At 43.6% G+C, this 26567-nt stretch carries 26 protein-coding genes and 1 pseudogene; 23 read left to right on the top strand and 4 right to left on the bottom strand.

The features are described from left to right. Window position 1: 1 nt before the first annotated feature. The 16 genes and pseudogenes from LC653_RS30155 to LC653_RS30080 all read left to right on the top strand — a co-directional run bounded on the left by LC653_RS30155 (window position 2) and on the right by LC653_RS30080 (window position 17113). A complete protein-coding gene (locus LC653_RS30155) occupies window positions 2-979 on the top strand; it encodes a methionine ABC transporter ATP-binding protein (RefSeq protein WP_229498321.1) in 978 nt (325 codons plus the stop codon). Window positions 980-1166: 187 nt separating this feature from the next. Further along, entirely contained in the window at window positions 1167-2030 is an 864-nt protein-coding gene (locus tag LC653_RS30150) for a MetQ/NlpA family ABC transporter substrate-binding protein (RefSeq protein ID WP_229498320.1), read from the top strand. A gap of 18 nt (window positions 2031-2048) precedes the next feature. Then, window positions 2049-3386, top strand: coding sequence for an LLM class flavin-dependent oxidoreductase (locus LC653_RS30145; RefSeq protein ID WP_229498319.1), 1338 nt, complete (start codon window positions 2049-2051; stop codon window positions 3384-3386). A gap of 313 nt (window positions 3387-3699) precedes the next feature. Continuing rightward, on the top strand, window positions 3700-4728 hold the full coding sequence (locus LC653_RS30140; RefSeq protein WP_229498318.1) for an aliphatic sulfonate ABC transporter substrate-binding protein: 1029 nt from the start codon (window positions 3700-3702) through the stop codon (window positions 4726-4728). 33 nt (window positions 4729-4761) lie between these two features. Then, on the top strand, window positions 4762-5559 hold the full coding sequence (locus LC653_RS30135) for a class I SAM-dependent methyltransferase (RefSeq protein WP_229498317.1): 798 nt from the start codon (window positions 4762-4764) through the stop codon (window positions 5557-5559). A gap of 350 nt (window positions 5560-5909) precedes the next feature. Continuing rightward, complete coding sequence (locus LC653_RS30130; RefSeq protein WP_229498316.1) at window positions 5910-6068, top strand: hypothetical protein; 159 nt, start codon at window positions 5910-5912, stop codon at window positions 6066-6068. A gap of 6 nt (window positions 6069-6074) precedes the next feature. Continuing rightward, window positions 6075-7313: an acyl-CoA dehydrogenase family protein gene (locus LC653_RS30125; protein WP_229498315.1), complete on the top strand. Its 1239-nt coding sequence runs from the start codon at window positions 6075-6077 to the stop codon at window positions 7311-7313. Window positions 7314-7593: 280 nt separating this feature from the next. Continuing rightward, window positions 7594-8784 carry an LLM class flavin-dependent oxidoreductase gene (locus LC653_RS30120; RefSeq protein ID WP_229498314.1) on the top strand — a complete coding sequence of 397 codons (1191 nt, stop codon included), beginning with the start codon at window positions 7594-7596 and terminating at the stop codon, window positions 8782-8784. Between the two features lie 118 nt (window positions 8785-8902). Continuing rightward, window positions 8903-9559, top strand: coding sequence for a methionine ABC transporter permease (locus tag LC653_RS30115; protein WP_229498313.1), 657 nt, complete (start codon window positions 8903-8905; stop codon window positions 9557-9559). Window positions 9560-9682: 123 nt separating this feature from the next. Continuing rightward, window positions 9683-10531, top strand: coding sequence for a MetQ/NlpA family ABC transporter substrate-binding protein (locus LC653_RS30110; protein ID WP_229498312.1), 849 nt, complete (start codon window positions 9683-9685; stop codon window positions 10529-10531). 277 nt (window positions 10532-10808) lie between these two features. Then, window positions 10809-11882, top strand: a complete 1074-nt coding sequence (locus tag LC653_RS30105; RefSeq protein WP_229498311.1) for an aliphatic sulfonate ABC transporter substrate-binding protein — start codon at window positions 10809-10811, stop codon at window positions 11880-11882. A gap of 170 nt (window positions 11883-12052) precedes the next feature. Further along, window positions 12053-13162, top strand: a complete 1110-nt coding sequence (locus tag LC653_RS30100) for an LLM class flavin-dependent oxidoreductase (RefSeq protein WP_229498310.1) — start codon at window positions 12053-12055, stop codon at window positions 13160-13162. 29 nt (window positions 13163-13191) lie between these two features. After that, window positions 13192-13347 (top strand): annotated as a pseudogene (locus LC653_RS30095) (class II aldolase/adducin family protein); the annotation flags it as partial. A 72-nt stretch (window positions 13348-13419) separates the two neighbouring features. Next, window positions 13420-14451: an ABC transporter substrate-binding protein gene (locus LC653_RS30090; protein WP_372478245.1), complete on the top strand. Its 1032-nt coding sequence runs from the start codon at window positions 13420-13422 to the stop codon at window positions 14449-14451. A 266-nt stretch (window positions 14452-14717) separates the two neighbouring features. Continuing rightward, a complete protein-coding gene (locus LC653_RS30085) occupies window positions 14718-14945 on the top strand; it encodes a hypothetical protein (protein ID WP_229498308.1) in 228 nt (75 codons plus the stop codon). A 1136-nt stretch (window positions 14946-16081) separates the two neighbouring features. Continuing rightward, entirely contained in the window at window positions 16082-17113 is a 1032-nt protein-coding gene (locus tag LC653_RS30080) for an isopenicillin N synthase family dioxygenase (RefSeq protein WP_229498307.1), read from the top strand. Between the two features lie 154 nt (window positions 17114-17267). On the opposite strand, the gene LC653_RS30075 is transcribed toward LC653_RS30080, so the two are convergent. The 4 genes from LC653_RS30075 to LC653_RS30060 all read right to left on the bottom strand — a co-directional run bounded on the left by LC653_RS30075 (window position 17268) and on the right by LC653_RS30060 (window position 21353). Further along, complete coding sequence (locus tag LC653_RS30075; RefSeq protein WP_229498306.1) at window positions 17268-17609, bottom strand: 4Fe-4S binding protein; 342 nt, start codon at window positions 17607-17609, stop codon at window positions 17268-17270. A 12-nt stretch (window positions 17610-17621) separates the two neighbouring features. Next, window positions 17622-19319 carry an FAD-dependent oxidoreductase gene (locus LC653_RS30070; RefSeq protein WP_229498305.1) on the bottom strand — a complete coding sequence of 566 codons (1698 nt, stop codon included), beginning with the start codon at window positions 19317-19319 and terminating at the stop codon, window positions 17622-17624. Between the two features lie 150 nt (window positions 19320-19469). Next, complete coding sequence (locus LC653_RS30065) at window positions 19470-20693, bottom strand: glutathione S-transferase family protein (protein WP_229498304.1); 1224 nt, start codon at window positions 20691-20693, stop codon at window positions 19470-19472. 3 nt (window positions 20694-20696) lie between these two features. Further along, window positions 20697-21353, bottom strand: coding sequence for a class I SAM-dependent methyltransferase family protein (locus tag LC653_RS30060; protein WP_229498303.1), 657 nt, complete (start codon window positions 21351-21353; stop codon window positions 20697-20699). 246 nt (window positions 21354-21599) lie between these two features. Here LC653_RS30060 and LC653_RS30055 point away from each other — a divergent pair, with 246 nt between their 5' ends. From LC653_RS30055 to LC653_RS30025, 7 genes are all read left to right on the top strand, one after another. Next, a complete protein-coding gene (locus LC653_RS30055; RefSeq protein ID WP_229498302.1) occupies window positions 21600-22070 on the top strand; it encodes a hypothetical protein in 471 nt (156 codons plus the stop codon). A 20-nt stretch (window positions 22071-22090) separates the two neighbouring features. Continuing rightward, complete coding sequence (locus LC653_RS30050; protein ID WP_229498301.1) at window positions 22091-22228, top strand: hypothetical protein; 138 nt, start codon at window positions 22091-22093, stop codon at window positions 22226-22228. 137 nt (window positions 22229-22365) lie between these two features. Continuing rightward, window positions 22366-22695, top strand: coding sequence for a DUF433 domain-containing protein (locus tag LC653_RS30045; RefSeq protein ID WP_229498300.1), 330 nt, complete (start codon window positions 22366-22368; stop codon window positions 22693-22695). A gap of 117 nt (window positions 22696-22812) precedes the next feature. Then, on the top strand, window positions 22813-23229 hold the full coding sequence (locus tag LC653_RS30040) for a XisH family protein (protein WP_229498299.1): 417 nt from the start codon (window positions 22813-22815) through the stop codon (window positions 23227-23229). After that, a complete protein-coding gene (locus LC653_RS30035) occupies window positions 23217-23555 on the top strand; it encodes a XisI protein (RefSeq protein ID WP_229498298.1) in 339 nt (112 codons plus the stop codon). The genes LC653_RS30040 and LC653_RS30035 overlap by 13 nt, the downstream gene beginning before the upstream one ends. 255 nt (window positions 23556-23810) lie before the next feature. Further along, entirely contained in the window at window positions 23811-26126 is a 2316-nt protein-coding gene (locus LC653_RS30030) for an FAD/NAD(P)-binding protein (protein ID WP_229498297.1), read from the top strand. 12 nt (window positions 26127-26138) lie between these two features. Next, window positions 26139-26372: an HAD family hydrolase gene (locus LC653_RS30025; protein ID WP_229498296.1), complete on the top strand. Its 234-nt coding sequence runs from the start codon at window positions 26139-26141 to the stop codon at window positions 26370-26372. The last annotated feature ends 195 nt before the right edge of the window (window positions 26373-26567 follow it).

Below are 26567 nucleotides of genomic sequence, written 5' to 3'. Positions count from 1 at the left end.
GATGATTACATTTACCGATGTCCATAAAGTTTATAATCAAGGAATACAAAAAGTTGTAGCTTTAGATGGTGTAAGTGTTCACGTCAAACCAGGAGAAATTTTTGGTGTTTTAGGTCAAAGCGGTGCAGGCAAAAGTACTTTAATTCGCTGTGTTAATCAACTAGAAAAACCTACATTTGGTTCAGTTGTAGTTGATGGTCAGGAGATGACAAAACTTTCTGGGGATAAGTTACGTCGCGCCCGTCAACACATCGGTATGATTTTTCAACACTTTAATTTACTTAGTTGCAGAACTGTCGTGGAAAACATTGCTTTTCCTCTGGAAGTGATGGGTTACAGTAGACTGAAACGCCGGGCTAAAGTGGAAGAATTGATTTCACTTGTTGGGTTGACAGGTAAGGCAGATGCTTATCCAGCACAACTTTCTGGCGGTCAAAAGCAACGAGTAGGTATTGCCAGGGCTTTGGCGGGAGAACCTAAAGTGCTACTTTCAGATGAAGCGACATCAGCACTTGATCCCCAAACTACGAGGTCGATTCTAGACTTGTTGCGCGACTTGAACAAGCGGATGGGTTTGACAATTTTACTGATTACCCATGAAATGGCTGTAGTCAAGCAAATCTGCGATAGTGTCGCTGTACTCAATGCTGGCAAGATTGTGGAAAAGGGATATGTTAGCGATTTAATCGCCAAGCCAGAATCATTTCTTGCCCAGGAATTTTTTCCCCATCGCAATGGTTATAAACCAAAGCCTGGTGCAGTTATCGCTACGATCGCCTTTGCAGGAGAACAAGCTAGTCAACCGATTTTCGCCACCCTAGCCCGTAATTTTGATGTGGATGTCAATATCCTCAGTGGGAGTGTGGAAACAGTAGGCGATCGCCGAGTTGGTCAGTTTCACGTTGAATTAGAAGGTCAAAAGGTAACTCAAGCTTTGAAATATTTACACGAAGCAGAATTTGAAGTACAGGTGCATTGAATTGGGGGCTGGGGATTGGGGACTTGTACTGAGCGTTCGCGTAGCGTCTCGTAGAGAAGCCGAAGTATTGGGGACTGGGGATTGAGAAGAAAATCAAAATTAAATCTCACATTCTCAATTACAAAATTTCCTTTTTGACCTGTATTAAAAATTACGAATTACGAATTACGAATTACGAATTATTATCATGTTTTATCCAAAGTTTAATCGCCGCTATTTTATCCTAACAGCCGGGTCGGCGATCGCATCTATTCTTTTTACCAGTTGTACGCCAACTCAGAATTCACCAACTAGTCAATTAGTTAGCCAATCCTCTAAGACCGCACCACTGAAAGTCGGGTCTCGAAATACTACCACCGAAGATGTTTTAAAGTTCATTCAAAAAGAAATAGCCCCCAGTCAAGGCTTCGATTTTCAAATCGTGACTATCGCTGATTCGGTGAAGATTAACGATGCTCTCAAGAATGGAGAAATTGATGCTAACTTTTTCCAGCATCAACCGTTTATGAAACAAGCTGCTAAAAGACTAAATGCAGATTTTGTCATGTTAAATCGCAGCTATACCACCGTAACTGGACTTTATTCAAAACGATTAAAAATAAAATCGGTTAATGAAATTCCTACAGGGGCAACAATCGCTATTTCTAATGATGACAGCAATCAGGATCGCGCCTTAAAATTCCTCAAACACATTGACTTAATCAATTTAAAAGAAAAGCCAGGGGAGTATTACAACCTCAAAGATGTAATTAAGCACCCGAAAAATTTGCAAATTCAAGAATTAGACAATTACGCTATTGTTAGAGCGTTGGACGATGTAGATTTAGCTGTCACAACTGCATCTTTTCTTGTGCAGGCAAAGGTATCCCTAGACCCCATCGTTTTAGACGAGATTGGTATGGCTAACAAAAATTATGCGGTGGGTCTAGCAACTGTACAATCAAAAGCAAATGATCCTAACATCCAAAAACTGAATCAATTGGTTATCGATCCCAAGTTGAAAGACTACATCAATAACTATCATAAGGGGACGATCTCCCCTGCATTCTAAACATAATACGGAGGGTTAATGAGCGGATCGAAGCAATTAAAACTTGGTGCTTTCATGCGCCCAGTAAGCATACATACAGGTGCTTGGCGCTATCCTGGGGCTATACCTGATGCTAATTTCAACTTCCCGGCGCTGAAAAAATTCATCCAAAAACTAGAGCAAGGCAAGTTTGACGCATTCTTCATGGCTGACCACTTAGCGGTGCTGAATATGCCGATTAACGCGCTCAAACGCAGTCATACTGTCACATCCTTTGAACCTTTCACCCTGCTTTCTGCCCTTGCCAGCGTCACCGAACACATTGGGCTGGTAGCCACCGCTTCTACAACATACGACCAGCCTTACCACATCGCTCGCCGCTTCGCGTCTCTCGACCATATCAGTGGCGGTCGCGCTGGCTGGAACATCGTCACCACATCCAATCCAGACGCAGCGCTCAACTTTGGATTAGAAGAGGAGATAGAGCATGATGAACGCTATCGGCGGGCTAGAGAATTTTATGATGTTGTCACGGGTCTTTGGGATTCCTTTGCTGACGATGCGTTTATTCGGGACGTGGAAGCAGGGATTTATTTCGACCCTGCAAAGCTTCACGTTCTGAATCATAAGGGAAAATATCTCTCGGTGCGGGGGCCATTGAACATTGCTAGACCAGTCCAAGGCTGGCCGGTAATCGTTCAGGCAGGCGCATCCGAAGCCGGACGGCAATTAGCCGCCGAAACCGCCGAGGCTGTGTTTGCACCTGCTGGTAATCTGGAGGCTGGCAAGGCTTTATTTGCAGACATTAAGGGACGGGCGCGGGCGATTGGACGTGACCCAGACAGTATAAAAATCCTTCCAGGTGCTTTAGTCATTGTGGGAGAAACTGTCGCCGAAGCACATGCCAAGCGTCTTCATTTGGACAGCTTAGTACATTATGACAGTGGGATCGCCAGTTTAAATGGCGCACTTGGCTACGACGTTTCCAGCTTTGATCCGGACGGGCCCTTGCCAGAAATCCCACCGACTAATGCTGGTCACTCTTCACGAGAAAGAGTAATAGCCTTAGCGCAACGTGAAAACTTGACTATTCGACAACTGGCTCAACGCGTTGGCAGTTACGGCGGGCTGGCTTTCGTCGGCACACCCCAAACCATTGCCGATGAGATGGAGCAATGGCTGATTGAGGAAGGCTCTGACGGCTTCAACATTATGTTCCCTTTTCTTCCTGAAGGGTTAAACGATTTTGTTGACAAGGTTGTGCCAGAACTCCAACGGCGTGGCATTTTTCGCAAAGAGTATGAGGGTAAAACCCTGCGCGAAAATCTCGGACTAGCGCGTCCTGCTAACCACTTCTTCCAGACCAGTCTAGTGTAAGCTGCGATCGCTTCGCTAGTGGTCTAGCAACCTAACTTTGAGAGGTAAAGGAACGAACCGCAAAGTACGCAAAGTACACGAAGGAAAGAAGAGAAATTGAAAAGTTGATTCACCTAGCAAAGTTGACTTGCCAGACCACTAGTATCACACCTCAAAATTAGTAGTAATTAAAGCGTGTATTTTAAACCAATTCTCTAAAATCCGGCAACAGATTCAAACCCCCAAACCCAGATGAAATCTGACTTTCTTAATTACGAATTACGAATTACGAATTACGAATTGGTATTAAACCCCAGAAAATTGGCAATACATCATGGTAGCAATATTTCAAAAACGTAGCTTTCTAATGTTTTTAGTGGCGGGAGTATTTACCCTGTCTACAAGCCTAGTTAGTTGTAGCCCACAAACTACAGAGAAAACCGCTGTTGCCTCTAATAACATCAAGACCAAAGTATTAAAGATGGGCTATCAGTCGGCTGGAGATATAGTCAAGGTTAAAGGAGTTCTAGAAAAGCGTTTAAAGCCACTTGATATTTCTGTAGAGTGGTCGAAATTTGCCGCCGGGCCGCAACTTTTAGAAGCAATGAATGTAGGAAGTGTAGATTTCGGTTTTGTTGGTGAAACTCCACCTATCTTTGCCCAAGCCTCTGGTGTTCCTTTCGTCTATGTTGCTAGTAGTAAACCTGGTACTGGTGAAGCGACTGCTGTTGTAGTAGAGAAAGACTCTCCAATCAAGACTGTAGCTGATTTAAAAGGTAAGGGACTAGCTTTTCAAAGAGCCACAGCACAACAATACTTCGTTGTCAAGGTCTTAGAAGAAGCCGGACTAAAACTTAGTGATGTTAAACACATTAACCTCACACCATTAGAAACTCGTGCAGCATTTGAACGTAAGAGTGTTGAAGCGGCAGTGATTGGCGATCCCCATTTGGCTTTATTTCAAAAAACTGGTAGAGTTCGTGTTCTCCGCGATGGTAAAAATATTACTACTCAAGGAGGCTACTGGTTAGGTTCACGTAACTTTGTTAAAGAGAACTCTGAGCTAGTCAAAGCCATTTTGGAAGAGATTAACAATATTGGTAAATGGGCTGAAAGCAACCCGCGAGAGGTTGCCGAACTAATTTCACCCGAAGCAAAAATTGATGTTCCCACATTGGAATTAGTTTCAAAGCGGCGGCGTTACACTCTAAGACCCCTGAGTGAAGAAGTTTTATCAGGACAGCAGAAGATTGCTGACTTGTTTTATGAACAAAAGTTCATCACAAAGAAAATCAACGTTAGGGATGCAACTCTCTCTCCTGAACAGTATGCTGCTTTTACTCCAATAGATGTTAAGCCTTAAGCATTTGTCAAATTATGGTATGGCCACAAACACATGACAGATGAAAGAAGTCAGTTAAGAACCACTTTTAATCAAGTAGCACTGTTGTATGACCAAGTTCGACCAGGATATCCAGAAGCGCTTTTTGACGATGTGGTGTCTCTCTCAGAAATCACTCCAGACGGAAGGATATTAGAGATTGGTTGTGGTACTGGTCAGGCAACTGTACCCTTTGCCCGCCGGGGTTATCGTATACTCTGCATTGAGTTGGGTGAGAATCTTGCTACGGTTGCCCAAAAAAATCTGGCTGCTTATCCGCAAGTAGAAGTGCGTAACATTGCTTTTGAGGATTGGGTGACCCAAGAAAATGCTTTTGATTTAGTGATTTCGGCGACTGCTTTCCATTGGCTTGACCCAAGTATTGCTTACAAAAAAACGGCTCTTGCCCTCACATCTGAAGGAGCGATCGCGCTATTTTGGAATGAACACGTACATAGTGATGCTAGTAATGGCTTCTTTGAAGAGGTACAGGAGCTATATCGCCGCTTAGCTCCTGAGTTAGTTAAGGATGACAAGCCTCTTCCTCGTGAGCATGAAGTCTCTAGTAAAACAGACGAGATTCAGCAAACAAACCTGTTTGCTGAAGTAGTCTATCGCTCTTATCGATGGGATGCAACATACAACAGTGCAAGTTATCTCAACCTCTTAAATACTTACTCCGGTCATCTAAATTTAGATCGCATTACAAAAGCGCGTTTTTTCTATGCGATCGCTGAATTAATTAATACCAAGTTCAATGGTCAAATTACTAAAGGTTACTTAACTACTTTATACGTAGCCCACCTATTGTAATCTTATCTAAATCATTTTGCAGATATGATTAAACAGTTACGTTTTGTAAGGGGGACTGTTACCCCAACACAAACACCCGTTGTGTATGGGATTTTAAACCCCTTTGAGTAGGATAAAAATTGTCCTTGAAGAAGTTCACAAATTAGGCAGGCGTAGGCAACTGGCGTTTTCCTTGGACTTACTCCGTAGACGCTTTTTTGCTTTCAACTTTGAGTCTTTCCTGCAAAAAGACGTTAAAACAGATTGACAACTTGGGGAAAATTTGGGAGTATCAAACTACGGTAATTCTGTAGATTTTTGGTACTTTATAAAACTTAAATACATCTAAAACCCTTACAGAGGAATGGTTTTTGTCGAGTGCAGTCGGTGGCTTGAATATGTTACCAGATGTAATCGCCTCAAGGCTAGAAACATTCTTCAACTTTGTAGTGACAAAGTCGCGTCACCCAGAAATAGCAATTGCCTCACCACTCACCAACATAGATTTTTCACAGGATATTCGGAGATAGAAACTAATGATTAAGAGTCCAGAGAAACTTGCAGATACGACAATTCAGTTTTCGGCTCCGGTGAGAGCAAATTCACCGGAACTCCAGCAGCTTTTTGATTTTATTGCTCTGGGGGCAAGTGAGCGCGATCGCGATCGCATTCTTCCTTATAATGTGGTTGAATTGATCCGGCGTTCCAGGTTGGGTGCATTGCGAATCCCCGTTGCCGAAGGTGGTGGTGGTAGCAGCGCCCGCGAACTATTCGAGGTCGTGATTCGGCTGGGGGATGCTGACCCGAATGTGGCTCACATTGTACGGAATCATTTCTCTATTACAGAGCGAATTTTGCGTTCTGAGCGCACCCAAAGGAATCAGCGATGGCTCAAAGCCGTCGTCGATGGCGCGATTATTGGACTCGCTTCGACCGAACTAGAAGCCAAGCGATCTGGTGGCGGCCAAGTCGTGAATACAAAATTAACACCTGATGGCGACGGCTATCGGCTGAATGGTACTAAGTATTACAGCACTGGCAGCCTTTACGCAGACTTGATTTTCGTGCGTGTGTTAGTACCCGATGACACGAAAGCATTTGTACTCATTCCTACCAACCGCGAGGGGATTGACCTTGTGGATGACTGGGATGGCTTCGGACAAAGACTTACAGGCACAGGAACGACTACATTCACTAATGTCCGTGTAGAGGCAGATGAAGTAATTTTTGAGACAGACACAGACAAAGACGACCTACCCTACAACATCGTCCCACAATTATTCCTGACTGCCATCAACGCCGGTATTATTCGCAGCGTTCTGCGTGATGCTACAGCCCTCATCCGTAACAGACCCCGGACTTTCTACCATGCTGTATCCGAGCAAGCCTCAGAAGACCCAATCTTGCAACAGACTGTCGGGCAGATTGCCGCCAATGCCTTTGCTGCTGAAGCGATTGTTTTAGCAGCAGCTGATGGTCTTGATCGCCTCCCTGCTACCCAAGCTCAGGGTGAAGAGGCAGAGACGGCTGCGGCACTAGCAACTTCTCTGAGCGCATCCAAAGCCAAATTGATTGTTGATGATTTGGCTCTACGTTCAGCTACCTTATTGTTTGAAGTGGGTGGGGCTTCCACAACAAAGAAAAGCTCCAACTTTGATCGTCATTGGCGTAACGCCCGTACCTTATCCTCACACAACCCAAATCACTTTAAAGCTCGTGCGATCGGGGACTACGAGATCAACGGTACACCATTGCCGCAACGAGGATTCTTCTAATTTTGTTCAGATCCCTGACTTCTAACATACGGGAAACCACTTTATGAGTCAATACGGTTCACTTAAGGCTAGCACTCTTTGTCAAAGTCGTTTTTTTTTACGAACCTTATTAGGCGCAGAGAAGCCAGTGCGCCCTTGCGGTTAAGAGACTTGAAGCAACTGGCGCGACACAGAGAGAGAAGAAAGAGAAGGAAAAATTGCTTAACTTAACTGTATTGCTTTATGAGTATTTATTAGAAGTCGGGGATCTCGCAGCCAACCGAAACCGTTGAGAGGAACTATGAGTACAATTGATACTACTTTTTTGAGAGCAAGTAAAGAGGCGATCGCCTCTCCAACAGACTATCCCCAAAGCCCATTATCCCAAGCTCTCCGGCAGCCAGTACTACTAGGGCTGTTCTTACCGATTCATCACGGTGGTTGGAGTTCTTCTAACCTACCGCGTACTACAGACTGGTCGTTTGATTACAATGCCAAACTTACCCAAAAGGCTGAGGAGTTAGGTTTTGACCTGGTTTTCGGCTATTCCACATGGCAGCCGAAGGGCGGACAAGGCCCAACTCGGACAGAAGCAGGTTTAGATGCCTTCATCGCTACTGCCTCCCTTGCCGCCATTACCTCACGCATTCTCTTAATCTCAACCATTCACGTCCTCTACGGACCTTGGCATCCCATCCATCTGGCCAAATTTGGTGCGACACTTGACCACATTTCTAAAGGTCGCTGGGGAATTAATGTTGTCACTGGACACAGGGCTTATGAGCATGAACTGTTCGGCTGGAGCCAAATCGAACACGATCGCCGCTATGAACTCGCTGATGAATTTGTCACCGTCCTCAAACGACTCTGGTCGGAAACAGAGAACTTTTCTTACAAAAGTCAGAGTTCTTGGCAGTTTAAGGATGCCTACATCAGCCCCCGCCCGCTTTATGGTCGTCCCATCCTAGTTAACGCCACCGGTTCGGATGCTGGCATCGAGTTTGCGAGTCGTCATTCTGATATCGTATTTATCACCAGTCCGGCTGGCGGCGACATAGAAAGCGCCTTGTCGTCGTTACCCGCCCATACAGCCCGTGTCAAACAATCAGCGATCGCTAATGGTAGACAAGTCCGCACTCTCCTAAATCCGCTTATTGTCGTGCGTGAAACTGAAAAAGAGGCAGAAGAATATGCTCAGGCGATTATCGACCATGCCGATTATCAGTCAATTGCTGGACGTTCAGGCGTTAGCAGCGATGCACACGCTTGGAGGGGGCATCAAAAGGGAAATCTGCGTCATGGCGTTGGCAGTGCGATCGGCGGTAATGTGCAGTTAATCGGTTCACCCGAACAAATCACCGAACAACTTTTGCAACTAAATAAAGCTGGTGTCGATGGTTTCCAGCTTGCCTTCTACGATTTCGAGCCTGATCTAGATTTCTTCGGTAAGCGCGTTCTACCACTACTGAAACAGGCTGGACTTAGACTCTAAGTTCTCCAACCCAGCTAATACCAATTCTCTAAAATCCGGCAACACATTAATTACGAATTACGAATTACGAATTACGAATTGGTATTCCGCCCTATTTCCAACTTTGCGAGGTGCATCAATGCAAGGACAAGAATTACTACAAAGCTTGTTGCAAGCCACTAGTGAAACTTTTTACATGGTAAGTATATCTACCCTGGTTGCAATAGTATTAGGCTTACCTTTGGGCTTGTTGCTAGTGATGACAGGCCCCGGAAACTTGCTAGATTTTCCCCAAGTGCATAAAGTGCTGGGTGCGATCGTCAATACTGGACGCTCATTTCCTTTTATTATTCTGCTTGTCGTTTTAACACCACTAACACGCCTAATTGTTGGCACTTCCATCGGTAGCACTGCCGCTTTAGTTCCCCTAACTCTCGCCGCCATCCCATTTTTTGGTCGCATTGCTGAAACTAGCATTTTAGAAGTTGATAAGGGACTAATAGAGGCTGCCCAAGCAATGGGGTGCAATTATTGGCAAATCGTTCTCAAAGTATTGATTCCCGAAGCTTTGCCTTCACTGATATTAGGTATGACGATTCTAATTGTGAGTTTACTTAACTCTTCCGCTATGGCTGGGGCTGTGGGTGGAGGTGGATTAGGTAATTTGGCAATTCAATACGGCTACCAACGCTTCGATGTAGGGGTGATGTTTTCTACCATTGTGGTTTTGATTGCACTAGTACAAATTATTCAATTTATAGGTGATTTAATTGCACAGCGGATGAGAAAACGCTGAACAAAGGTAAAGAGACAGAGGAGCAAAGAGACAAATATAATTCTTAACTCTTAACTCTTGTACAGACGCGATTAATCGCGTCTCAGCATTCATAATTTACAATTTACACTAATTACAAATGTTATGAATAGACGCAGATTTTTATTAACAGCTTTAGGTTCACTTACTACCTCTTTAATCTTGGCTAGTTGTAGCCAAAAATCTACTCAAAACTCTACTAATAATACGCAAACAATTAGCCAAAAAGAGCAAAAAGAAGTAATCAAAGTTGGGGTGACTGGTATACTCTCTCAGGATATTTTGAAATTTGTGAATAACAATATAGCAGCAAAAGAAGGCTTAGAGATTCAAGTTGTTACCTTTAATGACTGGATACAACCCAACACAGCCTTGAGAGATCAGGTCATTGATGCTAATTTCTTTCAGCACAGACCTTTCATGAATAATGCTATGAAAGAACTAAATCTAAATTTAGTAGCATTGAATACAGTTTATTTAAATACACTTGGTCTTTTCTCTAACAAGTTAAAATCAGTAAGCGAAATTCCCCAAAATGCAACTGTGACAATTGCTAATGATGTCATCAATAACGACCGAGGATTACGGCTGTTAGCAACTAATAATCTCATTAAATTAAAAGAAAATGCTAAACAATTTGTAACCCAAAGAGATATTGCTGCTAACCCGAAAAACTTGCAAATCAAAGAAGTAGAAGGTGTACAAGTTGTTCGAGCTATTAATGATGTAGACTTCATTGTATCTTCTGCTCAAACTGTTGCGCTTGCAGGGATAGAACCTAATTCTATGGGTGAAGAAACAGCTAAGGACAAGAAATACGCTCTTGCATTAGTTACATTACAAGGTCGAGAAAACGAACCAAAGATTCAAAAGTTAAACCAGCTACTCATTCATCCAAACGTCAAAGATTTTATCAATAAAGAATACAAAGGAAGGATAATACCAGTTTTTTAGAGATTGTTGCTCAAATCGAAGATTTTTTTGATATTTGTGTCTATGGTTCTTTTACAGTTTATTTTCTCACTACTTGAGTGTAGGTTCACCTAGAAATACCTGCACTAAATTCTCATAGTCAAAGATAAAGAAATATTGATTGGATTTGAACAGCCCATCAAAAGGTGGTATCTTATATCTATTACTACGGTAAATTAATCGGTTTAGTGTAATTTACTCGCTATCATCATAGATATGGCTGCTTAAACTCCTACAAATTGATATCAAGGAGTCAATTGTGTTGAATTATTTAAAAGAACACCGCTTTCATTACAAACAAAAATGTTCTGCCAGTAAAATCTTTGCAGTTGCAGCGTATTTTCTTGGTTTGATAGCTTCTGGTTGCAGTCAACAAACAGCTATCAATGCCGCAGCTAACTCAGATTCCTCCTCAAATACTCTCACTACCAAAACTACAGAGAAAAACAATGTGATTCGCTTGGGCTACCAAAAAGGCGGGATTATTCCCATTGCGCGTCAACGAGGTGAGTTAGAGCGTCAGTTAGCAACGCAAAATATTAAAGTTGAATGGAGTGGGCCATTTGACCGTTGCGCTACGCTTTTAAGTTCTCTCAATGGTAATCGGGCGGATATTGGCGGCTGTGGTGATATTCCGACTATCTCTGGAATTGCTGCTGGACAACCTCTTTGCATTGGTTCTGTACAGCGTCCTAGCCCAGATTCTTTAAGTAGTGCCATCTTAGTTCGTGGTGATTCTCCGATTCGTAAACCTGCTGATTTAATAGGTAAAAAGGTTGCAGTCAATCAAGGTGGTGCAGGCGAATATCTGTTATTAAAAGTTTTGGAAAAAGAGAATATTCCTAAAGAAAAAGTCCAGCGAGTTTACTTATCACCGAATGACGCTGCACCTGCTCTATATCAAGGTTCTGTCGATGCGTGGGCAGTTTGGGAACCTTATATTTCCATTGCCCAATTAGAGCATAAGGCACGGAGAATTACCACTACACACCCTGCTCCTACCTACGGCATTATGGTTGTTCGTGGTGATGCAGCTAAAGAAAATCCTGTAGCAGTGAAAGCTGCTCTCACTGCTTTGAGTGAGGATGGTGACTGGTTAAATCAACATACTAATGCTGCATCAGATTTTTTAGTTAAAGAGCTAAAAGTCTCTGATACTGTAGCTAAGCAAGTGACTAAAAATCGAGGCCCAGAGTCTTACGTATTTGCTAATACTAAAGATATCGCCAATCTTCAGAAAACAGCTGACTGGTTACTAGAGCAAAAAATTATTCCGCAACGAGTAGATGTTGCCACAGCAGTGTGTCCGCTGGGAACTACCGCCGCTAGGTAGAAAAGATGGAGGCGGAGAATAACTGCCACTAAAAACTTATAGCAGGGGATAGGGGATAGGGGATAGGGAACAGACTTGAAAGTCTCTTAGTATCAGGGTTTTATGATCAGTTGATGTCCTAAACTACCTGGCAACAGCTATAAATAACAAAGATTTGGAGCAAAATTAATATGCCTGTGGAATTTATTGGCATGATTGGTACGCGAGAAGCGTCTGAATTACATAGCCCTACTGTATCTCTCACGGGGGGAAGTATAGACTTAGCTTATGTCCGCAAATTTGCAAAAGTCCATGAAGATGGTGGCTTTGATCGAGTGCTAGTTGGTTATAGTTCTACAGGGCCGGATGGTTTTAATGTAGTCAGTTATGTGGCTGCTGCAACAGAACGACTCAAGTTTTTACTTGCACATAGACCGGGTTTTGTGGCTCCCACTTTAGCCGCCCGCAAATTAGCAACATTAGATCACTTTTCTAATGGTCGTGTTGCAGTACATATCATTACTGGTGGGAGCGATGCCGAACAACAGCGCGATGGTGATTGGCTTAATCATGATACTCGCTATCGCCGTACCGATGAATATCTTGATGTTGTGCGGCGAGTTTGGACGAGTGAAGAACCTTTCGATTATGAAGGGGAATTTTACCAACTCAAACAAGCATTTTCGGAAGTCAAACCCTTACAGCAACCACATATTCCGATATATTTCGGTGGTGCTTCTGGTGCTGCTGTGGATGTAGGTGCAAAGCATAGTAATGTATATGCGTTTTGGGGAGAACCCATAGCTGCTATTAAACAACGGATCGCAGAGGTGAAAGCCGCAGCACCGCCTGGAAAAGATTTACGATTTAGTGTTTCCTTGCGTCCGATTTTGGGCGAAACAGAAGCAAAAGCATGGGAAAAGGCACATTATATTCTTTCACGGATCAATGAAACCCGTGCGGAAGCTGGTATTCAACTATCTTCTGGTGCTTCTTTCCGACCTGAAGCTATTGGTTCATTGCGGTTGTTGGATTTTGCTAAGGAAAGCGAAATTCATGATAAACGTTTATGGACACCGATCGCAGCTGCTACTGGCGCTCGTGGTAATACTACTGCTTTGGTAGGGACTCCAGAACAAGTTGCAGAGTCATTATTTGATTACTACAAAGCTGGAGTGACAACACTATTAATTCGCGGTTTTGACCCAGTGGAAGATGCGATCGCCTACGGTCGAGATGTGATTCCTTTGGTACGTCAACAAGTGCAACGACAAGAACGACAAACAGCAACCGTAGCTTAATGTACCTGTGAAACAAGAAAGAGAAAATCATGGCAAATTTCACTAGACCACAACCGCCAGTCTTTGAACGAGTTGAAGAAGAACGACTCTACCGCAAACAACGCCTTGCGGCTGCATTTCGGCTGTTTGCTCGTTTTGGCTTTAGTGAGGGAACAGCAGGCCACATCACCGCCAGAGATCCTGAGGCGAAGAACCAGGCTTACTAGAGTAGTTGGTGGTTATTTTTCTTCATTGTCTTTTTATACCCAAAAATGAACGTGTTTACCAATTGGCTGCGGCAGAATTTTTTCTTCTCTCTGGGTTGCTTGTTAGTAGCAACAACAGCTTGCTCAGAGGTAAAGTCTACTAGTCCGGCAACGATCGCTGCTAATCCTAGTCCATCCCAAATCGCAGTGTCGAATACAACTCAATTGCGGGTTGCTAAGTATAAAGGTGGCTGGGACTTAAATTTAAAGTTAGCTGGACTAGATAATTTCTCTTACCAAACTCAATTTACTGAGTTTACTGGGGGTAATTTGATGGTACAGTCAATCAATGCTGGTGCGATTGACCTGGTCTCAGCTAGTGAAATTCCACCGATTTTTGCGATTGAATCGAAAGCATCCGTAAAAATTATTGCCACTCTCAAAGGGCCTACGGTTGGTCAAGTTGTACTCGTACCCAAGAATTCCACTGCCAAAACGATCGCTGACCTCAAAGGTAAGAAAGTGGGTTACGTTAAAGCTACAACTGCCCACTACTTCCTGATTAAGATGTTGGAAAAAGTCGGGCTGACGATGAAGGATATCAATGCAATTCCTTTATCAATACCTGATGGACTTTCGGCTTTTCGTAAAGGACAGCTTGATGCTTGGGCTACTTACGGTTACTCCATCCCCCAAGCCCAAAAAGAAGGGGCGCGGGTACTGGAATCTGCAAAAGATATTTTGAGCGGTAACTTCGTAATTATTGCTTCACCCAATGCGATCGCCGATCCACAAAAGAAAATAGCGATCGCTGATTTTCTCTGTCGTTTGCGGAAATCCCAAACTTGGCGTGAATCTAATCTTAAGCAGTGGTCGAAAAATTATGCAACTACCATTGATGTTGATGAAGGCATCGTTTATCAGGATGCCAAGCAAGGACAACAACAGCGTCGTCAAGAATTACTTCCTGTTTCTGACGCAGCTATTGCTTCTCAGCAAAAGGTTGCTGACACCTTTTTTCAAGCGGGTGTAATTACCACAAAAGTTGATGTGAAACAACTTTGGGACAGCAGTTTTAACGAAGATATCGCCAAATGCCAATAATTGCAGCAAGAAGTAAAAAGCTAAATGTCACGTCGCTTCTCTACGAGACGCTGCGCGAACGCTCCGAATTCAAAATTCACGCATTCAAAATTCTTGCATTATTGATCCCCATAAATAAATTTAGTTGCTCTGTAAACGGACTTCGTATTTCTTGCGCTGTGCGTCACTACATACATATTTTTTGCTTCTCTATAAATAAATTTACTTGCTCTGTATCATGAGTCGTTTTCGGTCAAAATTACTTTATTTTTAATAATGGTGAAAATATGTTTCATGGAATAGAAAGAGAATTATTAGATGGAGCACCTTGGTTATTTGGGCAACAGTCTCAATTACCACATCATCTCCAATTAACAGATCACGAAGAACATGAGATACGTGATATTTGGGAATTCCCACCACAAGAATCTGCTGATCGTGAGCGTGTTCTTAAGCAGGAGATAAAACGGTTTGGGATTTTCAGCAAACTAAAAAGTTTTTATTTATTGGCGTAGGCGTAGCCCGCACAACTCTTGGAGACGCTGCGCGTAGCAAGATCCACGAAGTGGTACGACATGGTTCGACTCCCTTCGGCTACGCTCTCCCAAGGCTCAGGGCCAGCCGCTCAGTGACCACCGCAGGCATCGCCAATAAATAAAGATAAGCGTTATCAGCTACTCAAATTAATATCTTTCAAACAAGCACTGCATATATCTTTGATATCAATGTCACGGCTATACTTGGTATGTCCCATTTCCACAGGACTTACGCAAAATACCTCTCAAATTCTTATTCCTCCGTGTCGCGCCAGTTGCTTCTCCCAAGGGGAGACGCTGCGCGAACAAGTCGGGGAACCGCAAGGGCGCACTGGCTTCTCTGTGTCTGGAGTGGTTCGATTTTCCGTTACCTGTGCCTAAGCCCCATTTCCAGACAAAATCGGATTTTAGATGCATCCCCGATTTTCCCCCATTTAGATGTTTCATTTTTTGAGAAATATCATCTCATCAATGAGAACTTCTACACCAATTGGGGACTAAGTGGGGCACACAATACTGAATATACCCTAAGCAACACCTATAAATGACCCATAGGAGCGTCAAGCTTTATTAAATCTAAACTTTTTTGGGATATATATAGCACCTTGATAGCCCCTATTAGCCATTTTTGAAATCTTTTTTATAAACGCAGTAGAAATCAATACGGTTCGGTTAGCTTGTTTACCCTGCGAAGATCCCCCCAACCCACGCCAGTCGCTCCACTTGGGGAGACCCCAAGACCGCGCTGGCTCCCCGATAAATTGGGGGGCTAATTTCCTCGTTTACCCCCTTAAAAAGGGAGTTGCCACAGGCGGGGGGATCTTATCCGAACCGTATTGCAGTAGAAATTAACTTACAAAAAAAGGGAAGAAGGAATAAAAAACTTTAGTTGTGGGTCTAAAGGCCACTTAAAAAAATATTTGTTTTGATACCCATAGCGCGAGATACAAAGCGTACTTGCTTCAATCCCACGTTTAAAAACGTGGGTTCCTTACACGCTCTGAAACTTTGTATAAATAGTTGACTAAGGCTAGCGATCGCCATACCCAACATCAACATTATAGTTATCGATATAATTTATTGTGTAGTCTACGCACGACTAGAAAAAACGGAGTATGACAATCTTACAAGTTGTGGATAAAGAGTTTTCACAGGTTCCCGTCATTGATATTAGTACGTTGGTTTCTCAAACTAGCAACTATTCTAATGTAATTGCAGACCAAATTAGACAAGCTCTCCATGATTACGGTTTCTTCTATATCATCGGACATGGAGTTGATGAACAACTACAAAAGCAGTTAGAACATCTCAGCCAACAGTTTTTCGCACAGGATGTAGAAACCAAACTGAATATTCGTATGGCTCTTGGTGGTAAAGCATGGCGAGGATATTTCCCCGTGGGTAACGAGTTGACATCAGGTAGACCTGACTTAAAAGAAGGTATTTACTTCGGTGCAGAACTAGAAAAAGCTCACCCACTTGTGAAAGCTGGTGTACCAATGCACGGTCGCAATCTTTTTCCATCCAACATTCCCAAATTTAGGGAAACGGTGCTGGATTATATAGATTCAATGACCAAGCTTGGACACACTCTAATGGCTGGTATTGCTCTAAGTTTGGGGTTAGAAAAATCCTACTTTGCAGACCGTTATACAAAAGACCCATTAATATTATTTCGGATTTTCAATTACCCTCCCAATCCATCATTATCTAAATCTGAATGGGGCGTTGGTGAACATACAGATTATGGAGTATTAACTATACTCAAACAAGATAATGTTGGTGGATTACAAGTCAAATCAAAGTCTGGTTGGATAGATGCACCTCCTATTCCTGGTTCATTCGTATGCAACATTGGGGATATGCTCGATCGCATGACACAAGGACTGTATCGTTCAACACCCCACCGCGTTCAGAACCTATCAACAAGTCATCGCCTTTCGTTCCCGTTCTTTTTTGACCCCAATTTCAACGTTGAAGTCAAACCCATTGAACTGAAAGATGTAGTAGTGAATGATGATAAAAGCGATCGCTGGGATAAAACCAGTATCCACGAATTTGACGGAACTTATGGCGAATATCTCTTGAATAAAATCTCCAAAGTATTTCCAGAACTACGTCAAAAAGTGCTTGAAAGTGCTGAATAAAAACCCAGTTCCCAATCCCCAGCGATAGCGCAGCGTTAGCGTTCGCGCAGCGTCTCGTAGAGAGGCACGAGCGTCTGCACTGAGTTTCGACTGCGCTCAACTACCGCTTGTCGTTGGCGCAGCCTAAGAAGAGAAGTGTCCCCAAACACCCAAATTAACTTTGATAAGGACGCGGCAGTTGGCGCAGTTTATGAGCCGTATCCAATTCACTATTGTTTTTCCTGCCATATCCCCAACCTAAGAGGCTACGATATTCACCCATGATGCCACTTTCAATTAAATCATCCTCATTGACTGCAACGTTGGTATGAGATTCAGGCGCAACATAGAGTGCATCCGCAGGGCAATAAGCCTCACACATGAAACAAGTTTGACAGTCTTCCTTACGGGCGATCGCGGGTGGCTGGTTAGGTACGGAGTCAAAGACATTGGTAGGACACACTTGGACGCACAAATTGCAATTGATACAGAGTTTATGGCTGACAAGCTCGATCATGACATGCTCCTGCTACAACTTTGATACAGAGGGTGTGGTTTGAGTGGTTTGTACTGGTGGTGTAGCGATTGCATCCGTAATCCAATCACGCCTCACCCAAAGCTTATCCAAGCCTCCTGTTGCTTGGTAATAACGCTGATTTGGATCGGTTTCGGGATAGTCCACACGAATATGTTCGCTGCGCGTTTCCGTGCGATGTAACGCGCTAAAATATGCCCATCGTGCTACAGCTGTCAAAGCAGCCGCTCGCCGAGAAAATTCCACATCGCGCACTGTATCTTGTTTTGGGTTCCCTTGTACTTGCTGCCACAACGTTTCTAATTTAGCGAGAGAATCTAAAAGTCCTTGCTCAGAACGCAAGTAATTCTTCTCCAACGGGAACATCTGGGCTTGTACACCATGCACGATCGCCTCACTATCGAATGTTTCAGAAGTGGGTGAGGGTGACGATGGGCTACGCCCCGCCAAAGGCGATGGCGTTCCGCCCACCGTAGGTGATCGCAATCCCACTTTACCAGCAGGACGCGCAACCCGTTCATTTGCATGAGCGCCCAGACTCTTAGCAAAGTCCGCTGCTCCAACTCCTGCCCATTGCCCTGTGGAGATTGCCCAGGCAGCATTGGGGCCACCACCCCCAGAAGCTAAACCGGCTAAAAACTCCCGCGATGCTGCATCACCGGCAGCGTAGAGTCCAGGAACTTTTGTAGCGCAATTATCATTCACAATCCGAATCCCACCTGTACCACGGACTGTACCCTCTAAAACAAGTGTCACAGGCACTCGTTCTGTATAGGGGTCAATACCAGCTTTTGTATAGGGTAGAAAAGCGATGAAATGAGACTTTTCAACCACTGCTTTAACTTCAGGCGTGGCTCGATCCAAACGAGCATAAACGGGGCCTTTCAAGAGGGCATTAGGGAGAAACGATGGATCGCGACGACCATTGATATAGCCACCCAGATCATTGCCTGCTTCATCGGTATAACTAGCCCAGCCAAAGGGAACACCCCTGGTTACAGTCGCATTGAAAGCCGTCGAAATGGCATAGTGATTAGAAGCTTCCATACTAGAAAGTTCGCCACCGGCTTCCACTGCCATCAGCAGTCCATCACCTGTATTGGTATTGCAACCTAATGCTTTACTCAAGAATGCACAACCGCCATTCGCTAAGACTACTGCACCAGCACGAACAGTATAGGTACGATGATGTTGCCTCTGCACACCTTTTGCTCCAGCTACTGAGCCGTCGTCAGCCAATAAAAGCTCTAGAGCAGGACTTTGATCAAGAATCTGCACACCAACACGCAAAAGGTTTTTGCGAAGTACCCGCATATATTCAGGGCCATAATAACTCTGACGCACAGATTCCCCATCTTCTTTGGGAAAACGATAGCCCCAACTTTCCACTAGGGGCAAACTCAGCCAAGTTTTTTCGATAACACGCTCGATCCAACGTGAGTTAGCGAGGTTTTTTCCTATGCGATAACGCTCCGATAAAACTTTGTCCCAATTCTCTGGAGACGGAGCCATGATGCCGTTACCACTAGCAGCAGCAGCACCGCTTGTACCCAGAAAACCTTTATCAACAATGATAACTTTGACTCCTTGGGATGCGGCTGCCCAGGCTGCCCATGCTGCGGCAGGGCCACCACCAATTACCAGTACATCAGCAGTTAATTGTAGTTCATTTTCACTATGGACTGCTAGCAATTCCCTTTCCTCAATAAAGTTTCTACAGTACGGCAGAATTCAGGAGTCAGAATTCAGAAGCGCTCCGACTTTTCGCTGCGTCTCTGCATGTTAGCGTTAGCAGGGCGTAGCCCGGCAAATTCATTCATACATTCAGCAACGCCCACAAAATTAATAAACAGAAGTCAACAATTTATCGATTGCAGCCCGAAACGCCGTTGCTGCACCAGCACTCATGTCACGGGGGGCGCAGATGCGATTTCTCAAATATGCAAAAGCGATCGCACCCACAGCAGCGAAGATAGGATCAACATTACTATTTTTACCACCAGTCCTTCCACCCGGTAAAGTTGCACCATTGCCATGAATGAGATAATCGGCTAGTTGTCGCAGGTGAAAATCAACAGCGTCCTTAACTGTGGTAAAATCATCATCTGCGGCTAAACCTTGGACTCCAGAATTTTTGATAATATCTGCGATCGCAACTTCCCGATTATCGCTCAATCTCTCAGCTGCTTCTGCGCGATATTGAATAGCCTCACTTGCTTCTACATCCAGAGGTAAAGGATTTCCAATCGGTTCCACACCCCATCTGCGACGCAAAAGTAAATTGTTGGTGATATTATCCGACTTCACCCTGTGATAAGCAGGACGCTGATTAAGTGCATCAAACCAAGCATTAATTCGAGGAAAGCGAGGATTTCCTTTAAGGTGATATCCCCGATACACAGGTAAATTAGCCGCCAATCTATCTAGATGGGGGCTATACACAATGTCAACTAAGCTAAATGTACTGACAAAGTAGGGGCTAGGATATTTAGCCAAAGCTTGCTCAAGTTCATCTAACTTCGCCTCAAATTCTGCTTGTAAGTTTGCCAACTCATCAGCATCTACAGGTGCTTCTCTCAGGAATTTGTAAGCAATCTCTCTAAAACCGTTAGTCTCAGCGTCTTCAACTAACTGCCTAGCAACAGCGTTTTCCTCTGGATTTTCCGGCAATAATGCTGGATGTGGAAACCTTTCTTCTAAAGCCAAGAGAATATCTTTAGATTCATATACTAAATTACCCTCAATTTTTGCTGCTGGGACAAGGGTTGTGGGAACTAAGTCAGTGTACCATTTGGGTTTATTACTTAAATCAATAAACTCCGTTGCAAAGGGAATTTCCTTTTCTTCCAGAGCAAACCAAACTCTCTCGCAGAAAGGACACCAGGAATTAGTATCTCGATAAAGCAAGACTGGTGGTTGTATGTTTGGCGGAAGTTTCTGTAAACTGCTGGGTATTGGTGCAGTAGAAGGAGATTGTCCTGTCCTCTTTACTCTACGTGCAGAGGTATTTTTTCTAGCAGTCTCTAAAACTTCTTCCCAAGTTGACACTGTGTTTTGAATAGACATTTTTTACCTCGCTTTACTAGGAATGCCGGAAAACACAAATAACTGTTGCTCTTTAGGTGCAGCCAAGTTTTCACCCCTGTATCGATGAAGACCTACACCCATATCTCCTGTAGCCGTAAGCTTGAAGTTTACTTCCTCAAATCCAGATGCACTTAAAATTTTCCGCACATTGTCAGAGTAAGTAATACCGTTGGAGTGTCCGCGAGTCCAAATGACAAAAGCACCTGGTTTACTCAGAAAACTCAGGTTATCTAGTAAGCGATTGAGTTCAGCTTCCTGTGCCAGATTGCCAAAGACACCACACACAATCACGATATCTGCTGGTACTGCTCCTACATAGTTAGTGGCAAGAGTTGCATCACCATTGATAAACTCAATCTGCTTGGCTAAACCCAAAAACTCTATAGTTGCTCGTCCACGCTCAACTAAATTTGAATTTATTTCAACCAGTCGTGCAGAAACATCTTTCGCACGGGGGTGGTTTTTTAAAGTTCCTAATAAATCTCGTCCATCACCCGCACAAACACTCACTATTCGGATAGCGCCATCTGGTGAGGCATTCAAGCTATAAGCAATATATTCCCGCACGATTTCTAGACGCTGCTGCAATTTTGGCTCAGTGTTGTAGAGGTCGTGCCATTCATACCAATCTTTTGGCATAAGGCGTGATTCCCGTTTGATGCACACTGTGTAATCATTAAATACGGTTAGTCTATCGAGTAACAGTAATTTATAGATGAAGGCAGAGTATCATAGACGTTCATATAAAATCAAGTCTTATTCTGTCAATACCCCTAATAGAGTAGTTATACGGTGGTATTCCGTATAATAATAGTTGAGTGATTTAGGTTATCTTTAGGGCAGTGTTTCCAAGTTATCTTTGTAGCAAGATATTAGGACTGAGGGATGCCAAACATAGCTTCATCGAATCCTCCAGAATTTCAGCAATATGTAGCTGCTTTTCGGGCAATAGATAACTTGACAGATAATCATATTCAAATGCTCCAGGTTCATTACCATGCACATGAGCAAACAATAACTGCCACACAACTTTCTCAGGCTGTGGGCTATAGCCACCATACAACGGCAAATATGATGTATGGGCGTTTAGCTCGTTTAGTAGGTGAGCAGTTGGGTTACAGTCCACAGCCGGAGAAGTTAGGCACACTGGTTACGTTTGAGAAACGCAAAGGAGAGTGGCACTGGATTTTAAGACCTGAAGTTTCACAAGCTCTAGAAACACTGCGATGGATTGTAAGTGATACAACAGGCTTTTCTAATAAAAACCTTTATGAAAAGATTCAGAACACCCAAAATCACTGGCTGAGTTGCAAAAGTTGTCTGCGTCCAGTAAGCGCGAACGTTATGCGCCTCTAGGTTATATAAAGTACAACCAAATGAACAAGTTACTCATAAATCTCGCACCAATGGATCAATTAATTCATCAGGGATGCGGTTATGTTCATATAAGCATTAATTTCATCTTGGCGATCGCTCCAGTGATTCAACGCATCAAACACTTGTGCCAGGGTTAGGTGAGGTATTCATCAGCCAGACTACCAAAAACGCTCACGCGATCGCAATATCTACTCAGTAAGCCCTGATCCGATGCACAAACTTATGCTCAAAATCCGTTTATGATTGAGAAAAAATAGAGGTAAAACAAGTATTTATGTCAGTCGTTGCAGCTAAGTCTTACGTAGATTGTCGAGATGAGTCTTATTGGGTTGAAGGAACTCGTATTTCCCTAGACTCCGTTGTTTATGCCTTCCGAAGTGGATTATCACCGGAAAGCATTGTTCAGTCTTTTCCGTTGCTGACACTGGAACAAGTTTATGGTGCAATTACGTTCTATCTAGCTAATCGCGCTGAGATTGATGCTTACTTAGCAGCCGAGGAAGCAGCTTTTGATGCTATGCCCCAACCCTTACAAACCACTGATCCTGATTTGTATAACAAGCTGATGGCATCTAAAGCAGCAAGACAACAGATAGAATCGTGATTCTTCGTTACCAAGCTGATGCTGATTTGAATTAGGTGATTGTAATTTAGTATAGTTTAAGGGCAATACAAGATAAAATTTAAGCAAACGCTTCCAACCCCCTGTGAATTATCTGTAATGCCTGCAAAAGATGCGTTTCATGAGCTTGTTAAAATCGCCCTTGAGAACGAGGGGTGGAAAATTACTCATGATCCGTACCATATCGATCTAGGATTTGTTGATTTTTATATCGATTTAGGTGCAGAGAGGTTAATAGCAGCGACGAGAGAGGGGGAGAAAATTGCTGTAGAAATCAAGACTTTCCTAGCAGCTTCAACGATTTCTGAGTTTCATACTGCAATTGGACAATTTATTAATTATCGTATTGCGCTAGAAGAGGAGGAGGCAGATAGACGATTGTACTTGGCAGTTCCATTAGATATTTACAAGCGGTTCTTCAAGTATCCATTTATTCAAACCGTGATTCGCCGCAACCAAATTCCGTTATTAGTGTACGACACAGAAAAACAGGAGGTTGCTCAATGGATAAGTTAGATTGGTATCGTCAATTAATTCAGGAGTTACTTTTAGAGAGAGCAAAATTGCGATCGCCAAACGATCTAATCAAAAGTCAGACAATTTTTGATCGGGAGTGCGATCACTATCAACTGGTCAATTTGGGATGGAAAGATAGCAGTACCCGAATCTATGGCTGTGCGCTTCATGTTGATATTATCGATGGGAAAATTTGGGTGCAACATGATGGAACGGAAGACGCAATCGCAGACCAGTTAGTAGCTAAGGGAGTACCGAAACAAGACATTGTTCTAGCTTATCATGCACCTCATGTGCGACAGTACACAGAGTTTGCTGTAGGTTGATGCAGTATTGTAAAACTATTTTTAACTCAACTGCCAATGCGATCGCTGATTTCGTTTACCGATCAGGGATGATTCCATCTAATCCCAAACTACGGTTAATTTATCAATTAAATGTATTTAATGCCTGAAATCAGGTATTATAAGAATTTATAAGAAATCAAGTCTTAATTCTTTTAGCTGGGTTGGAAATGCATTTAGTCCCGGTAGATAGACTTTATGAAACAGGCGTAACTATTTATTTCAACTAAGACCGCCATGAACCCTAGTTTTTTAACTGCCCATACTCCAACCACGATCGCTATTGTTGGCGGAGGTTTTAGTGGTTCTCTAGTCGCTACCCATCTATTGAAAACTGCCAGCCAACCTCTCACCATTAAGCTGATTGAGCGTAGTCATCAAATTGGCAAGGGAATAGCCTACAGCACAGATACCAACTGTCATTTGCTGAATGTATCGGCAGGCAACGTGAGTGCATTTGCCCATGAACCGGGGCATTTGTTACGTTGGCTTCAGCACAACCGCAATGAGTTAACAGCATTTTTGCCCCAAGAAGTCAATGCCAGTACCTTCATACCTCGTAAGGTTTATGGTTTATACATTCAATCGGTTTTGGCAGAAGCAGAAGCCACAGCACCTAGTGATGTGCGACTAGAACGCTTGACCGATGAAGTGGTAGGAGTACAGCCTAAAGAAAAAGGCGCAATGATTTCTCTGCGTAGTGGTCGCTGTTTTGCCGCAGATAGAGTTGTGTTGGCATTGGGGAACTCACCCTCTGCACCTCCCGCTATTCAAAACCCAAACAGTAATGATGAAAGTTATCCGCGAAATGCTTGGTCAGCCGATGCCCTAGCAGACCTTGATGCTGATGCACCTGTGTTGCTAATTGGTACGGGACTGACGATGGTGGATATGGTTTTATCTCTGGGCGATCGCCAACATCGGGGTAAAATTTATGCTGTGTCCCGACGAGGATTATTTCCCCTCAAACATCAAGCAGCTCAACCTTATCCCCCCTTCTTGACACCAGAAAATTCATCAAAAAGTGTACGCTCCTGGTTACGTCAGCTACGTGCCGAGGTGGAAATTGCTGCTGCCCAAGGCTACGACTGGCGAGCAGTAATTGATTCTCTGCGTCCCATGATTCAGAAAATCTGGCAAAAACTACCGACCGAGGAACAGCAACGTTTTTTGCGTCATTTGACACCCTATTGGGACGTGCATCGTCACCGCATTGCCCCACAAGTAGCAAATGTTGTCACTGAAATGCTAGATTCTGGTCAACTCACCATCTCTGCCGGGCGGATTCGGGAATATCAAGCTTTGCCGGACGGTGTGGCAGTGACCGTGTGCCAGCGCAAAACCCAAACTAATAATATCTTGCACGTTCGCCGGGTAGTTAATTGTACAGGGGTAGCAGCAGATTATCGCCGATCGCCTCATCCTCTGATTACTAATTTGCGATCGCAGGGTTTAATTCGCCCCAATGCCATCGGTTTAGGATTAGATACAGATACCCACGGTGCTTTATATGCAGCAGACGGTAATGTTTCGACGCTGCTTTATACCTTGGGAACTCCCCGTAAGGGCGACTTGTGGGAAACTATCGCTGTACCAGAATTACGGGGACAGGCGCAGGAATTATCTAAGGCGTTGTTGCAGTCGCTACCAGTGCGTGTGCGGACTATTGCGACGATGCCTTTGTTAAGCGATGGCGATGTCTACGACGGGCTACGCCTACGCAGTGCAGAGATACCCCAGTCAACTTTCCTATTTCGGCAATTTTTTGACCCTGAAACTAGTAGTTACACTTATTTAATTGCCGATCAGCAGACAGGAGATGCTGTTCTAGTCGATCCTGTATTAGAGCAAGTTGACCGCGATTTGCAATCATTGGATGAACTGGGATTAAAGCTACGCTACTGTCTAGAAACTCACCTTCATGCCGATCACATCACAGGGGCAGGCAAACTCAGGCAACAAACAGGCGCTCAGGTGATCGTTCCCCAGAATACTGCTGTGACAAAAGCCGATCGCTCCCTTGTTGGTGGCGAAATCCTAGAGGTGGGATCGGTAATCATCGAAACGATTTCCACGCCAGGTCACACCGCCAGTCACATAACATATTTAGTGAACAAAACCCATCTGTTAACTGGTGATGCCTTGTTTATTCGTGGTTGTGGACGCACAGATTTTCAGGGAGGTGATCCTGGAACTTTATACGATGTGGTGACACAACGCTTATTCACTTTGCCGGATGATACCTTAGTATATCCTGCCCATGACTATAAAGGGCGTACTGTTTCCACTATTGGCGAAGAAAAGCGGCTTAATCCCAGATTTAGCGATCGCAGTCGTAGTCAATTCATTACCATCATGAATAATCTCAAATTGAGTTATCCCCAAAAGATGAATGCAGCTGTACCTGCGAATGAATACTGTGGTGATTTTATCCCGCAAGAAAGCTTAGACCAGGCTACGAGTTCGGCAACAGATGAAGAACAGAAACAAATAGAACTTACAGTCATGACTAATACAGAAATCTACAATGATTACTTTGCTATGTATATCTAGAGCAGGATGAAAATGAAATTGGTGATGTTTGACATTGATGGCACTCTTACTGAGTCGAATAGCCTAGACGATGAATCATATTTACAGGCATTGCATGAAGTATTCGGGTTTTCAGAAATCTTAAGTGATTGGACATCATATACTCATGTAACAGACGCTTGTATATTAAATTCAGTAGACCGAAAAGTTTTGCGATCGCTCTGTGATGAATACCTATATAAGTGGATTTTTGCCGAAAAACTGTAGTTTTAAATACTAGTATTGAATGACTTAGTTGACCTCGTAATATAAGTAAAGCTAATAAATCAGCCAAAAGTAAGAGCAAATCTCGCACCAGAATATGGTTATGCTGTTATTGCAGAGAATTTTGTCAAAGAGTTGCGTGAAAATTGAGCTAGAGGAATATCTGGTTTGACTATGACTGCAACTACTACTCCAGTT

Source organism: Nostoc mirabile CHAB5784, assembly GCF_020829645.1.
In the GTDB taxonomy this organism is placed as follows: Bacteria; Cyanobacteriota; Cyanobacteriia; order Cyanobacteriales; family Nostocaceae; genus Nostoc; species Nostoc mirabile.
Note: the sequence above shows the minus strand (reverse complement) of the source record. Positions and strands in the feature narration are given on the sequence as shown.